The organism is Novosphingobium sp. 63-713, from assembly GCF_001898925.1.
Taxonomy (GTDB): Bacteria; Pseudomonadota; Alphaproteobacteria; order Sphingomonadales; family Sphingomonadaceae; genus Novosphingobium.
The window spans coordinates 64,799-78,657 of the sequence record NZ_MKVS01000046.1 but is presented as its reverse complement, the minus strand read 5'-3'; the positions used below and the strand labels follow the sequence as shown (position 1 = coordinate 78,657).

Annotated in this window: 9 protein-coding genes and 1 tRNA gene; 4 read left to right on the top strand and 6 right to left on the bottom strand. The window is 63.4% G+C overall.

Annotated features, from left to right (window positions below; genetic code table 11):
* A tRNA-Val gene (locus BGP00_RS17680) sits at positions 1-76 on the top strand.
* A gap of 133 nt (positions 77-209) precedes the next feature.
* Here the strand turns inward: BGP00_RS17680 and BGP00_RS17675 are convergent.
* From BGP00_RS17675 to BGP00_RS17660, 4 genes are read right to left on the bottom strand one after another with little or no spacing between them, the layout of a single operon-like run.
* On the bottom strand, positions 210-1,130 hold the full coding sequence (locus tag BGP00_RS17675; RefSeq protein ID WP_292691523.1) for a Gfo/Idh/MocA family oxidoreductase: 921 nt from the start codon (positions 1,128-1,130) through the stop codon (positions 210-212).
* 3 nt (positions 1,131-1,133) lie between these two features.
* Positions 1,134-2,126: an AraD1 family protein gene (araD1, locus tag BGP00_RS17670; RefSeq protein ID WP_292691525.1), complete on the bottom strand. Its 993-nt coding sequence runs from the start codon at positions 2,124-2,126 to the stop codon at positions 1,134-1,136.
* 51 nt (positions 2,127-2,177) lie between these two features.
* Positions 2,178-3,704: an aldehyde dehydrogenase (NADP(+)) gene (locus BGP00_RS17665; protein WP_292691527.1), complete on the bottom strand. Its 1,527-nt coding sequence runs from the start codon at positions 3,702-3,704 to the stop codon at positions 2,178-2,180.
* Between the two features lie 55 nt (positions 3,705-3,759).
* A complete protein-coding gene (locus BGP00_RS17660) occupies positions 3,760-5,100 on the bottom strand; it encodes a sugar MFS transporter (protein WP_292691529.1) in 1,341 nt (446 codons plus the stop codon).
* Between the two features lie 127 nt (positions 5,101-5,227).
* On the opposite strand from BGP00_RS17660, the gene BGP00_RS17655 reads away from it, so the two are divergent.
* The gene (locus tag BGP00_RS17655) at positions 5,228-6,367 is read left to right on the top strand and encodes an aldose epimerase family protein (protein WP_292691531.1); all 1,140 of its coding nucleotides are present in this window, start codon (positions 5,228-5,230) and stop codon (positions 6,365-6,367) included.
* Positions 6,368-6,379: 12 nt separating this feature from the next.
* Positions 6,380-8,170 (top strand): IlvD/Edd family dehydratase, encoded by a 1,791-nt coding sequence (locus BGP00_RS17650; protein WP_292691533.1) that lies wholly within the window; start codon positions 6,380-6,382, stop codon positions 8,168-8,170.
* Between the two features lie 99 nt (positions 8,171-8,269).
* Here the strand turns inward: BGP00_RS17650 and BGP00_RS17645 are convergent, their stop codons facing one another.
* Together BGP00_RS17645 and BGP00_RS17640 are read right to left on the bottom strand one after the other, a co-directional pair.
* On the bottom strand, positions 8,270-9,040 hold the full coding sequence (locus BGP00_RS17645) for a FadR/GntR family transcriptional regulator (protein ID WP_292691535.1): 771 nt from the start codon (positions 9,038-9,040) through the stop codon (positions 8,270-8,272).
* Positions 9,041-9,082: 42 nt separating this feature from the next.
* On the bottom strand, positions 9,083-11,212 hold the full coding sequence (locus BGP00_RS17640; protein WP_292925796.1) for a beta-galactosidase: 2,130 nt from the start codon (positions 11,210-11,212) through the stop codon (positions 9,083-9,085).
* 321 nt (positions 11,213-11,533) lie between these two features.
* Here BGP00_RS17640 and BGP00_RS17635 point away from each other — a divergent pair, with 321 nt between their 5' ends.
* Positions 11,534-13,816, top strand: a complete 2,283-nt coding sequence (locus BGP00_RS17635) for a TonB-dependent receptor (RefSeq protein ID WP_292691539.1) — start codon at positions 11,534-11,536, stop codon at positions 13,814-13,816.
* Positions 13,817-13,859: the final 43 nt, after the last annotated feature.

Genomic DNA, 13,859 nt, shown 5'->3' with positions numbered 1-13,859 from the left:
GGGCGATTAGCTCAGTTGGTAGAGCATCTCGTTTACACCGAGAGGGTCGGCGGTTCGAGCCCGTCATCGCCCACCACTTTTCCCCATATCTTCAAGAACTCCCTCCCGCCTTGCGGGCATGGAAAAAGGCGCCTTCCCGGCTCGGAAAAGCGCCCCTTTGGGTGAATGGCCCCCGCCCCACCCCAGTGTGACGGCGAGGACCAAACAGCTTATTCGATAAACGGCTCCACCGCGCGCATATGGCCGCGCAGGAAAGCATCCGCCACGTGGCGCAGCGGGGCGATATCGACATCGCTCTGCCTCCCGGCCACCAGGGCTGCGAAACGGGCATAGAGTTCGGGATATTCCCGATCCTCATCCTCGCGCACGCCCTCGGGCAGGGTCAGCACCGAGCCGCCCTTGGCCAGCTTGAGCGTACCGCCGTCGGTTTCCACAATGATGTCCCAGCTTTGCGGGCCGGTCTGGCGGAAATCCAGATCCATGTGGATCGGCGTCCCCGCGCTGTCGGTAAAGCGCAGGTCCGCCGCGATCGGCGCCTGACAGTTCGAGGGTACCTCCAGTGTGGCATCGGTCAGGAAGAACGGACGCGGCAGGATATGCGTGGCGATGGAGAGCGCATTGATGCCCGGATCGAACACGCCCAATCCGCCCGCCTGCCAGATCCACGCCTGCCCCGGATGCCAGACACGCACGTCCTCGCGCCAGATGATCCGCACATCGCGGATCTCGCGGTTGGCCAGCCATGCCTTCGCCGGCTCCACCCCCGCCGCATAGCGCGAATGCCACGAGGCAAACAACGTAACGCCTGCCTCATCAGCCATCGCGCGCAGCGATTCCACCTCGGCCAAAGTCGCACCGGGCGGCTTTTCCAGGAAGACATGCAGCTTGTGCTGCAACGCCTTGACCGCCAGAGCGTAGCGCACCTGCGGCGGGGTGCAGAGGGCCACCGCATCAACCGCCAGCCCTGAAGCCAGCAGACCATCCAGATCGGCAAACCACGGCACGGACAGCTGCGGATCATGACGGCTGACCGTGGCCACCAATTCATAGGCCGGATTGGCGGCGATGGCGGGCAAATGCTGGTCGCGTGCGATCTTGCCCACGCCGACAATTGCGATGCGGATGGCCATGGCTCAGAGCACCTTTACCGAGACAGTTTCCGCCTGTGCGATGGTCAGACGGTTGCGCAGAGGCAGCGCGAAAGGCGCCGCGCTGATTTCAAACTCATCGCCGGGCGCGGTACGCACTTCGTCAGAGAAGGACAGCGTGGCCGTGCCGAAGAAATGCACATGCACATCGCCCGCGCGGCGGAACAGACCATATTTGAAATGGTGCTGTTCCAGATTGCCGATGCTGTGCGACATATTCGCCTCGCCCGACAGGAAGGGCTTTTCCCACAGCGTTGCACCATCACGCAGAATGCGGCTGGTCCCGCGAATGTCCTCGGGTACTTCGCCGATCAGCAGTTCAGCGCCCAGCGCGGCCACGCGCAGCTTGGAATGGGCCAGCCACAGGTAATTGTGCCGCTCGGTCACATGGTCGGAAAATTCATTGGCCAGCGCGAGGCCAAGGCGGAAGGGCGTGCCGTCCGGGCCGACGATATAGACACCCGCCAGTTCGGGCTCCTCGCCGCCATCCTGCGCAAAGGCCGGGCTGAGCAGATCGTCGCCGGGGCCGACAAGCTGCGAACCATCGCCCTTGTAGAACCATTCGGGCTGCTGGCCGGTCTGGCCCGCTTCAGGCTTGCCGCCCTCGACGCCTTCAAGGAACATGCGCATCGAATCGGTCAGCTTTTCGCCAGCAGCGGCGGCTGCATGCATCTTGTTGCGGCCTTCCGCCGAACCCAGATGCGTGAGGCCGGTTCCGGTCATCCACAGATGGGCCGGGTCTTCATGGTCGATCGGGGCCAGCAAGCGACCGGCGGCCAGTTCGGCGGCAATATCCACCGCCGCGCCCTTACCGGCAGCTTCGGCTTCCGCCGAGAGCGAACGCCCAGCGGCAATCGCGCGCAAAGCCAGTTCGCGGGTCGAGGAAACCCCATTGAGGAACCAGGCCTGATCCCCATCGGCCAGAATAACGGAACGCGCGCCATCTTCGGCGCGATGTTGCAAAAGGCGCTGGGCCATCGTCAAAACTCCTTGCCCCGCCGGAACGCCCCGGCGGGGTGAATGCAAAAATCAGAGCGTCAGCACACCATCGATCAGACGCGGCGCGCCATCGCCGCGCGCATCATCGCGCAATTCGGCGGGCAGCAGCGCAGGCACGATGTTCTGATAGCTGACCGGGCGCAGGAAACGGTCGATGGCAAGAGTGCCCACCGAGGTCGTGCGCGGATCGCTGGTGGCCGGGAAAGGCCCGCCATGAACCATCGCATGGCACACCTCGACGCCCGTGGGCCAACCATTGGCGAGGATACGGCCCACCTTGCGCTCCAGCACCGGCAGGATGGCGGCGGCCAGATCGGCGTCGGCATCGTCCATATGCAGCGTGGCGGTCAGTTGCCCTTCCAGCCCCTTGAGCACAGCCGTCAGTTCCGCCGCATCGGCGCAGCGCACGAGGATCGAGCTGGCGCCAAACACTTCATGCGCCAGCGCCGGATTGGCGAGAAAGGCCGAAGCCGTGGTCTGGAACAGGATCGCGCCGCAAGCGGTGCCCTCGCCCGGTTCGCCCGCCGCCAGTTGCTCGACGCCATCCGCGCCCGCCAGAGCAGCGGTGCCGCTGCGATAGGCCTGGCCGATGCCCTTGGTCAGCATGGTCTGCGCGGGGGCCTGCGCCACAGCGCCGGTAGCGGTGGCGATGAAGGCTTCCAGCCCCTCGCCCTCAATGGCCAGCAGCAGGCCGGGGTTGGTGCAGAACTGCCCCGCGCCCATGGTCAGCGAACCGACGAAAGCGGTGCCCAGCGCCGCGCCGCGCGCCTTGAGCGCTTCGGGCATCAGCAGGACGGGGTTGATGCTGCTCATTTCGGCATAGACCGGGATCGGCACCGGGCGCGCGGCGGCCAGATTGACCAGCGCCAGACCGCCCGCACGCGAACCGGTAAAGCCCACCGCCGCAATGCGCGGGTCCTTCACCAGCGCCGCGCCCAACTCGTTCGATGGGCCGACCAGATGGCCGAACACGCCGCCCGGCAAACCGCAGGCCGCCACCGCCTTGGCAATGGCCGAGGCCACCAGCGCGCCCGTTTCGGGATGCGCCGGATGGCCCTTGACCACCACCGGGCAACCGGCGGCCAGCGCCGAGGCGGTGTCGCCACCAGCGGTCGAGAAAGCCAGCGGGAAGTTGGAGGCGCCAAATACCGCCACCGGCCCCACCGGGATCATGCGCAGGCGCAGATCGGGGCGCGGCAGGGGCGCGCGGTCGGGCAGAGCCGGGTCGATGCGCAATTGCTGCCATGCACCGGCGCGCACCACCTGAGCGAACAGGCGAAGCTGGCCCATGGTGCGACCGCGTTCGCCTTCAAGGCGGGCGCGGGGCAGGCCGCTCTCGCGCATCGCCGCCACGATCAGATCGTCGCCAAGGGCAAGGATTTCATCGGCGATGGTTTCGAGGAAGGCGGCGCGGGTCTCGCGGTCGGTGGCGCGATAAGCATCAAACGCGGCATCAGCGGCGGCGCAGGCGGCCTCGACCTGCGCCAGACCATCGACCGCATAGGCGCGGCCCGATGCTTCGCCGGTGGCGGCATCAATTGAACGAAATTCGGTCATCGAAAACTCCATTGAACACTACCGACCATCGCGGATGCGTTTAGTCAGAGTAAAATCATTCCACCTCAAGATCAGGCAGGGCATGGGTGGGGCGCGAACCCCACAGCGCATAGAACAGGGTGTAAAGCTCACACACGGCGGTCAGGATAAAGGAGGTCTGCAACCCGTAACGGTCGGCCAGCCAGCCCTGCACCGCCACCAGCGCGCCGCCCGCAATCGCCATGATCAGCAGGCCCGAGCCTTCCTCGGTCAGCGGGCCAAGGCCGCGGATGCCAAGGGTAAAGATCGTGGGGAACATGATCGAATGGAACAGGCCGACCAGGATCAGCGCCCACATCGCCACCGGGCCGGAGGATACCACCGTGATGCTCATCACCACAAAGGCGCCGATCGAAAACACCGCCAGCACGATCCCGGCATCGACCTTCTGCATAATGGCCGAACCGATGAACCGGCCCACCATCATCCCGCCCCACAGCAGCGTGAGATAGCGCCCGGCCTGTTCGGCGGTCATGCCGCCGATGTCGGGGCGGCTGATGAAGTTGATGAAGAGATTGCCGACCCCGATTTCCGCGATCAGATAGATGAAGATCGCGGGAACCCCCAGCACCAGATTGCGATGCTGCCACAGGGGATGGTTCCAGAAACGGCTCCAGAGCGAACCTTCGGCCGTGGCTTCGCGGACCCGGCGATTGGCGGCGCCAATGGCGGGCAAGGGGAAACGCGCGATCACGATGGCCAGCACCGTCAGCACCACTGCGACAATGCCATAGGGCAGGATCACCGAATGCGCATCGGCCAAACGTTCTGCAGGGGTCAGCACCGTGCCCGCCGCCGCCGTACCGCCCTTGGACCGGCCAAGGATCAGCCATGCGCCAAACATCGGCGCCAGCATCGTGCCTGCCGAATTCATCGCCTGCACCAGATTGAGGCGCGAGGAGGCGGTTTCAGCCGGGCCGATCACCGCCACATAGGGATTGGCCGCGACCTGCAGCAGGGTGATCCCGCTGGCGATCACAAAGAGCATGACCAACGTGATGCCATAGGAGGGGATCGAGGCCGCCACCATCATGCCGACCGCCCCGCCCGCCATGATCAGCAGACCCGTGACCAGCGATTTCTGATAACCGATCCGCTCGATCAGCATGGCGGCAGGAATCGAGGCGAAGAAATAGGCGATGAACCACACCGATTCGATCAGCGCCGCCTGAAAATAGCTCAGTTCGAAGACGGAGCGCAGATGGGGCAGCAGCGTGCCGTTGATGACCGTGATAAAGCCCCACATGAAAAACAGCGTGGCCAGCAGCGACAGCGCGCGACCATAATGGCCATGGCCATCGGTGTGGGACGCATCCATCGCGGCGACATTCGCACTCGTACCTACAGGGGGGGCCATCTCGATCCTCTCAAAAGCCGGGCGCTTGCCATTGCTCTGGCATAGCGACTTGCGCTCATCATATTTGTCGGACTATAGAGAGCGCAGGGCCGCGTCAATGGCTCACGATTGCCGGGAGAGACGAGGCATGAAATTTTACGCCCTCGCATCGATCGCCGCCCTTTGTGCGGCAACGATGGCGAATGATGCCATGGCCGTCACGGCACAGCGCGAAAATGCAGGAAAACTGCCCGATGGGGCGGTGGTCGAGGCGGTGACGCTGAGCGCGGGCAATGGGGTTTCGGCGCGGATATTGGCCTATGGCGCCACGCTGCAATCGCTCATCGCGCCCGATGCCAAAGGGCGCAAGGCCGATGTTGCACTGGGCTATGACGATCTCGATTCCTATGTGAATCACCCCAACTATTTCGGGGCCACCATCGGCCGCTTTGCCAATCGCATCGCCGATGGGCGCTTTGCGCTGGACGGCAAGACCTATCAATTGCCGCAAAACGATCATGGGCAGACGCTGCATGGCGGCGGGCGCGGCTTTGACAAGGTGCTGTGGAAGGTGGAATCGATCTCCTCCGGCCCGGTGGCGCGGCTGGTTCTGACCCACACCAGCCCCGATGGCGATTCCGGCTATCCCGGCACGCTCAAGGCCCGCGTCACCTACAGCCTTGATGAAAAGGGCAATCTGGGCATCCTGTTCGAAGCTGAGACGGACAAGCCCACCATCGTCAACATGACCAATCACGCGCTGTTCAACATGGCGGGCGAAGGCAGCCCCGGCGGCGCGATGGACAATCGCCTGACCATTCCGGCCGGCGCCTATACGCCGGTTTCGCCCACGCTGATCCCCACCGGCGAATTGCGCAAGGTGGCGGGCGGCGCGTTCGATTTCCGCAAAGCGCGCCGGTTGAACGATGCCCTGCGCGACGGCCATGACGACCAGATCGTTGCCGGGCGCGGCTATGACCATAATTTCGCGCTGGACAAGGGTCTGACCGCCACCCCGCAACTGGCCGCGCGGCTGGTTGATCCGGCCTCGGGCCGTATGCTGGAGGTGCTGACCACCGAGCCGGGCCTGCAATTCTATTCGGGCAATTTCCTGGATGGCACGCTGATCGGCAAGCATGGCCATCTCTATCGCATGGGCGACGGCATCGCGCTGGAGCCGCAGAAGTTTCCCGATGCGCCCAATCACCAGAATTTCATTTCCGCGCGCGTCGATCCGGGCAAGCCTTATCGCCATGCCATGATCTACCGCCTCTCCGTTTCGCATTGATTGGAAGTTTCGATGACCGAGAAGACAAAGCTGCGCAGCCGCGCATGGTTCGACAATCCCGACAATATCGACATGACCTCGCTCTATCTTGAGCGCTATCTGAACTTCGGGATCAGCCTTGAGGAATTGCGCAGCGGCAAGCCGATCATCGGCATCGCCCAGACCGGCAGCGACCTTTCGCCCTGCAACCGCCACCATCTCGTGCTGGCCGAGCGCATCCGCGAGGGCATCCGCGAAATGGGCGGCATCGCGCTGGAATTCCCGGTCCACCCGATTCAGGAAACCGGCAAGCGCCCCACCGCCGGGCTCGACCGCAATCTGGCCTATCTGGGTCTGGTCGAGGCGATCTATGGCTATCCGCTCGATGGCGTGGTGTTGACCACGGGCTGCGACAAGACCACGCCCGCGCTGTTGATGGCGGCGGCCACGGTCAACCTGCCCGCGATTGCACTCTCGGTCGGGCCGATGCTCAATGGCTGGCACAAGGGCGAGCGCACCGGCAGCGGCACCATCGTGTGGAAGGGCCGCCAGATGCTGGCTGCGGGCGAGATTGACGACGAAGGCTTTATCAAGCTCGTCGCCTCCAGCGCGCCCAGCACCGGCTATTGCAACACGATGGGCACGGCCACAACGATGAACAGCCTTGCCGAGGCTTTGGGCATGATGCTGCCCGGCAGCGCGGCGATCCCGGCCCCCTATCGCGACCGTCAGGAATGCGCCTATCACACCGGCAAGCGCATTGTGCAGATGGTGCATGAGGATCTGAAACCCTCCGACATCCTCACGCTGGATGCGTTCCACAATGCCATTGCGGTCAATTCGGCCATCGGCGGATCGACCAATGCGCCGATCCATCTGGCCGCGATTGCCCGCCATGTCGGCGTCGAACTGCCGCTGTCCGACTGGCAGGATATTGGCCACAAGATCCCGCTGCTGGTGAACCTGCAACCGGCGGGCGAATATCTGGGCGAGGATTACTATCGCGCGGGCGGCGTGCCCGCCGTGGTCGCGCAATTGATGGGTCAGGGCCTGATCCGCGAAGGCGCCATGACCGTCAATGGCAAGACCATGGGCGAGAATTGCCGGGCCGCCACGATCGAGGATGAAAAGGTCATCCGCCCGTTCAACCAGCCGATCAAGGAAGAGGCCGGTTTCCTCGTGCTGTCGGGCAATCTGTTCGATGCGGCGATCATGAAGACCAGCGTGATTTCGGAGGAATTCCGCGCCCGCTATCTGTCCAACCCCAATGACCCGGAGGCCTTTGAAGGCCCGGCGGTCGTGTTTGACGGGCCGGAGGATTACCACCACCGCATCGACGATCCCGCCGTCGGCATCACGCCCGAAACGCTGATGTTCATGCGCGGGGCCGGGCCCATCGGCTATCCCGGCGCGGCCGAAGTCGTCAACATGCGCCCGCCCGCCTATCTCATCACCGAGGGCGTCTCGGCCCTGCCCTGCATTGGCGATGGACGTCAGTCGGGCACCAGCGGCAGCCCTTCCATCCTCAACGCTTCGCCCGAAGCGGCGGCCAATGGCGGCCTTGCCCTGCTGAAAACCGGCGACCGGGTGAGGATCGACCTGCGCAAAGGCACGGTCAATGTGCTGATTTCCGATGAGGAGCTCGATGCGCGCCGCAAGGCCCTGATCGAGGCGGGCGGCTATGCCTATCCGGCCAGCCAGACGCCCTGGCAGGAAATCCAGCGCGCGCTGGTGGGCCAGATGAACAGCGGCGCCATTCTGGAAGGCGCGGAAAAGTATCAGCGCATCGCCCAGACCATGGGCCTGCCCAGAGATAATCACTAACGCGACAATCACTGATCAAGAACCGCACTGCTCGGCCTCAACGCTCGGCGGTGCGGTAATGGCAGGAAAGGCCGGGCGGCATCGCAACCCGGCCTTTCCTTATGCCGGGTCCATCCCCGGCTGGGGCAGCGCGCTGAGCCCCATTTCCTCGGCGGTGTCCTTCATCGCCAGGTCGACCAGCACGCGCATCGCCTCGGCGGCGGCATCGCCATCGCCTGCGGCAATCGCCTCATAGACCTTGGCGTGATCGGGGATCGGGTTGCGCGGCAGGGCGCGCGAGCGCTGCTTGTACTGCGTCGTCCAATGCACCGCCGCACCGATGCTGGCCGACAGAACAACCAGCGCGGGATTGCGCGTGGCGCGCAGGATCGCATCGTGAAAATCGCGGTCGCCCGCCTTGCCCGCATCGGTGGCCAGCGTGTGGCGGCGCATCGCGGCCAGCGCATCCTTCATCGCGCGCAGATCCTCACGGTCGCGCCTTTGCGCGGCGAAACGCGCCGCCGCCGGTTCGACCACCGCGCGCAGTTCAAAGATGCCGCGCACCAGCGCCGGGTCCGGCTCGCCCGAAAAGGCCCAGCCCAGCACATCGGGATCGAGCAAATTCCAGCGCGTGCGGGGCAGCACCCGCGTCCCCGCCTTGGGGCGGCTTTCCACCAGCCCCTTGGCCGTCAGCACCTGCATCGCCTCGCGCAGCGCCCCGCGCGAGACGTCCAGCGCCTCGGCAAATTCGACCTCGCTGGAGAGCACCGTGCCGGGGGCATAGACGCCCGAAACGATATCCGTGCCCAGCCGATGCGCGATGGCTCCCTGCAACCGGCGCCCCGTGCCGCGCTTGGCCTTTTTCTCGGCGCCTTCTTCCGGCTCGGTCAAATTACTGCCCCCAGATTCATAACCTTCGCCCCGTTCACTGTTTCAGCGATCCTCTTCCAGAATCCCCACGCCCCATGCGCCAAGTTCCAGCTTTTGCCCCGCGCCATATTTGCGCTGGCTCAGCAACTCGGCGGATGCGGCCGGGATAGCATAGGTTGTCGGGGTGGGCGAATAGTTCAACACATAACGCACCTTGTGGCCATTGCTCAGCACGCCCTGACGCAGGATCAGCGGGAACTGCACCTGCTCGGCCCCGACCCCAGCCTGCGCCACCTCATCCTTGAGCAGCGCGGCAATGGTTTCATCGCCCGGCATAAAGCCGACATAGGTCACCTGCCCTTTGCCCCATGCATTGCGCGTGATCGCGGCATAGGAGGGCCATGAAGGATGTTTGTAACGGGCCACAACCTTGGCTGTGGTTGGTTCGACAAATTCCATCCACCAACGCACCTTGTTGGCCGCATCGCCCACATGGAACGGGTCGCCATCGAGGGAAACGCCGACGGGTGCAGCAAATTGCTGATAGCGGATGCCGGCGGCCTGCGCGATGCGGCCCGGCTGATCGGCATAGCGGACCTTGACGTTCTCGTCGGAAAAACCGCTCTTGAACGTATAGAGCAGATGCCCGCCCGCCTTGGCGTAATCGTTGAGCCTATCGATCTCGGCATCGCTGGCGGCATAAAGCGCGGGAACCACGACGAATTTGTAATTAGACAGCGGCGTGGTGGAATCAGGCGTGATGAAGTCCACCTCGACATTCATGCGATAGAGCGCATCGTAATAGCCGCGCAGCACGTCATTATAGCCGATGGCGCGGCCCTCGCCCTGCGGCTTGAAACTGTCAAAGCCGGTCAGGGCACGGTTGCTGACATAGATCGCCACCTTGTTCGTCTTGGTCATGTTGACCAGTTTCGGCCCGAGCCGCGCCAGATCCGCGCCGATCGTGGCGGCCTCGCGATAGGTGGCGTTGGGCTTGAAATCCTGAGACAACAGCCCACGCCAATAGGTTTCGATCGCATTGGCCGTGGTGCCCCAATGCCAATATTCCAGCATATTGGCGCCCGAGGCCAGGTGGCTGAAAGCCTGCAAACGCAATTGCCCCGGATAGGGCGTCCATTCGGGGAAGCCTTGCGCGGTGGTTTCCAGCACGAGGTAATTCTGCCCATTCTTGATCGAGCGCGCCAGATCGCCGCCCAGCGCGATTTCCGTGCCGGTCAGCTTGTCCTGTCCGGGGTGATAGATGTCCACGCCCGCCACATCGAGGCTGCGCGCGGCCTGCCAGTGGTTCACATCGGGCTGGACGCCATAGGAATAGCCGCGCCATTCAAAGTCGAAATTCTGGGTCAGGAACTGGTCCTTGCGGGCATGGGCGCGGACAAGCCCCGCCTGCCAGCCCAGATATTCGGTGACCAGCCCGCGTTGAAACTCGGCAAAGGCGGCACTCAGGCTGGCGTTGATCGAGCCGTTGACGGAAGGGAAATCCTCCCAGCGGTTGATGCGGTTGGACCAGTAGTTAAGGCCGTAAGCCTTGTTCAGTGCATCCAGATCGCCGCCAAACTTCTGCTTCATATGCTCGACGAAAGCGGCCTGAACATTGGGGCCGCTGGTGCCATAGGCCTTGGTTTCATTGTCGAGCTGATAGCCGATGACCGCCGGATTGTCCTTCACATGGTCGATCAGGGCGACAATCGCGCGCTCGGCCGCCTTTCGGAACTCCGGGCTGGTGATGTCCATATTCTGACGGCGGCCATAGGTGTAGGGCCCCTGCGGCGTGATGGCCAGCACATCGGGATGCTGGCGCGCCAGCCATGTCGGCACGGCATAGGTCGGCGTGCCGATGATAACCTTGATCCCGGCCTTCTGCATCGCGGCCAGAGTGCGGTCGATATGGTGGAAATCAAACACGCCGGGCGCGGTTTCCATCGTGCCCCATGTCGATTCGGCGATGCGCACCACGCTGATATGCGCCGCCTTCATCAGCGCGACATCCTCGTCCAGCCGGTCGGTCGGAGCATATTCGTCGTAATAGGCCGCGCCGAACAGCACGCTTTGCGGCAAGGTCGCGCGGTCCTTGGGTTTGGCCGCCGCCTGGGCCCATGCATTTCCCGGCAATATCATTGAAATCGCACCGAAACACAGTGATGCCAGAGCGGATTTCTTGAGCGGCGCCATCTCAGCTTCCCCAGATATTTTGATAAACTAATACAAGCCTAGCGCCCCATCGCCGCCTTGACCAGCGCCGATATGGGATGTTTGCGCCAGATCAAAGAATGGCCAAAATCTGCCATTTCCGAACGGAATGACAGGATTGCCTGTGCCATTTTCGCAACAACGAGAAGTAAATACGCAAGAATCACCCATCAATTGGTAGGACTTTTACCAAGCCGCCTTGACAGCGCTGACAGGCCCCGCCAACTCCGCGCCAGCCGAAGACCGAGCAGCCCAAAGCGCGCTGCCCCCAAATCTTTAGCCGGTTTGATAGAGAGGAATTTCATGAAGACGCATCTGCTGGGCGGCGCTGCCGTTGCCCTTGCCCTGTCCGTCGCGACCCCCGCCTTTGCCCAGAGCGCCGACGCTCCGGCACCCGCCGCCAATTCGGGCGACATCGTGGTGACCGCGACCCGCCAGAGCACCCTGCTGTCCAAGACCCCGGTCGCCATGACCGCCGTGACCGGCGACAGCCTGCGCAGCGCCGGCATCACCGATCCGCGCTCGCTGGCCCAGGTTGCCCCCAACCTTGCCATCACCGAAAGCGGCGACGGCGTACGCATCGCCATCCGCGGCGTGACCAGCACCGACGGCACCGAAAAGGGCGACCCCTCGGCCGCCTTCCTGCTCGACGGCATCTATATCGCCCGCCCGCAGGACCAGAAGGGCGCCTTCTTCGACGTGGCGCAGGTTGAAGTGCTGCGCGGCCCCCAGGGCACGCTCTATGGCCGCAACACCACCGCAGGCGTCGTCAACGTTCAGTCGGCCCGCCCCAAGGCCAAGTGGGAAGGTTCGTTCGACGCCAAGGTCGGCAATCTGAACAGCCAGAACTACACCGGCATGATCAACGCGCCGATCGGCAATTCGCTGGGCATCCGTCTGGCCGCCAACTTTGACCGTCAGGACGGCAACGTTCTGGAAACGGCCACCAACCCGGCCTATCCGCTCAACCCCTATCGCAAGATCTTCTCGACCCGCCTGTCGTTCGGCGGCGACATCGGCCGCCTGAAGTTCGTCGTGCGCGGCGATTATTCGAGCCAGCGCGGTTCGATGACCAACGTTGTGCCGCTCAGCAACTTCTACACCAACACCGGCACCGTGGGCGTGAACCCGACCTTCATCTCGGGCAAGAGCGCGAACGCCTATCGCGGTCTGGGCTATGGTCAGCAGTATTCCAGCTATAAGTGGAACACGACCAAGGGTGTGATGGGTGAGTTCACCTACAACCTGACCGACACGATCGATCTGACCTATCTGGGTTCGTATCGCGAATCTAAGCAGGACTTCACACAGGACCTGCTGTTCCTTGGCGTGCTGGAAAACCCGGCGACTTTCTGGGGCCGCTATCACCAGAATTCGCAGGAACTGCGTCTGGCCTTCGGCAAGGGCAACAAGCTGCATGGTCAGGCAGGCGGCTATTTCTTCGAGGAAAAGTCGTATCTGAACTATACGCTGGGCAACCCGCTCTCCTCGATGGTCTACAGCGGCGCTTCGGGTTACGCCTTCCCGCAGGGCCCGACCGTGTCGCGCTCGAAGGCTGGCTTTGCCCAAATCACCTATGACGTTCAGCCCGGCCTGCACATCACGGGCGGCGTGCGCTACACCAACGACTTCAAGTCGCGCAACGGCGCCACGGTGCTGTATTTCCCCAATCAGGCCTCGGTCCCCTCGGCATTCGGTTCGCAGTGCGTGGGCACCACCTGCACGCTCAACCTGAACATCGCCTCGGCCACGTTCGAAAAGGTGACGTGGAAGGTCGGCGTCGACTATGACGTGCCGGGCCTGGGCCTTGCCTATTTCAACGTCTCGACCGGCTATAAGGCGGGCGGCTTCAACGACGGCTGCGTCAGCGGTTCGGGTCTGGGCTGCGCGCTCAGCGCCGGTCAGCTCTACTATCACCCCGAACAGCTCACCGCCTATGAAGGCGGCGTGAAGTTCAAGTTCGCTGACGGCAAGGTGCGTTTCAACGCTTCGGCCTTCCACTATGATTACAGCAACCTCCAGCTTTCGCAGGCTGCCACGCTGACCGACGCCACCACCGGCGCCAAGGTGTTGCAGACGCTGATCCAGAACGCGGGCACGGCCAAGATCGACGGCGTGGAAACCGAAACCATCCTGAAGCCGACTTCGGATGACACGTTCAACATTGCGCTGAACTACACCAACGCTCGCTTCTCGAGCTTCTCGCCCACCAACTCCTCGGGCCAGACGGTGAATTTCAGCGGCAAGCAACTGGATCACGCGCCCAAGTGGACCGCGACCTTTGGCTATACCCGCAACTTTGACCTGGCCAATGGCGGCCATGTTGAAGCCGGAGCACGCACCCAGCTCTCGTCCGAATATTACATCTCTGACCTGAACATGCTCTATCAGTTCCGTATGCCCAGCTATACCAAGACCGACGTGACGCTGACCTACAAGGCGCCCCACGACCGCTGGTACATTCAGGGCTATGCCAAGAATCTGGAAAACGTGATCACCGTGGCCAACGCCGTGGCCGGCAATACGCCCGCCGTGACCATGGAAGAACCGCGCACCTATGGCGTCCGCGCCGGTGTGAAGTTCTAAGTGAACACAAACGAGCCATGAGGGAGGGCGGGTGCGGTCTTTG

Bases quoted from the DNA above. Each gene is read 5' to 3' on its own strand.
- BGP00_RS17655 (WP_292691531.1), top strand. From the start codon at position 5,228: ATGAAATTTTACGCCCTCGCATCGATCGCCGCCCTTTGTGCGGCAACG.
- araD1 (WP_292691525.1), bottom strand. From the start codon at position 2,126: ATGGCCCAGCGCCTTTTGCAACATCGCGCCGAAGATGGCGCGCGTTCC.
- BGP00_RS17635 (WP_292691539.1), top strand. From the start codon at position 11,534: ATGAAGACGCATCTGCTGGGCGGCGCTGCCGTTGCCCTTGCCCTGTCC.
- BGP00_RS17665 (WP_292691527.1), bottom strand. From the start codon at position 3,704: ATGACCGAATTTCGTTCAATTGATGCCGCCACCGGCGAAGCATCGGGC.
- BGP00_RS17675 (WP_292691523.1), bottom strand. From the start codon at position 1,130: ATGGCCATCCGCATCGCAATTGTCGGCGTGGGCAAGATCGCACGCGAC.
- BGP00_RS17650 (WP_292691533.1), top strand. From the start codon at position 6,380: ATGACCGAGAAGACAAAGCTGCGCAGCCGCGCATGGTTCGACAATCCC.
- BGP00_RS17640 (WP_292925796.1), bottom strand. From the start codon at position 11,212: ATGGCGCCGCTCAAGAAATCCGCTCTGGCATCACTGTGTTTCGGTGCG.
- BGP00_RS17660 (WP_292691529.1), bottom strand. From the start codon at position 5,100: ATGGCCCCCCCTGTAGGTACGAGTGCGAATGTCGCCGCGATGGATGCG.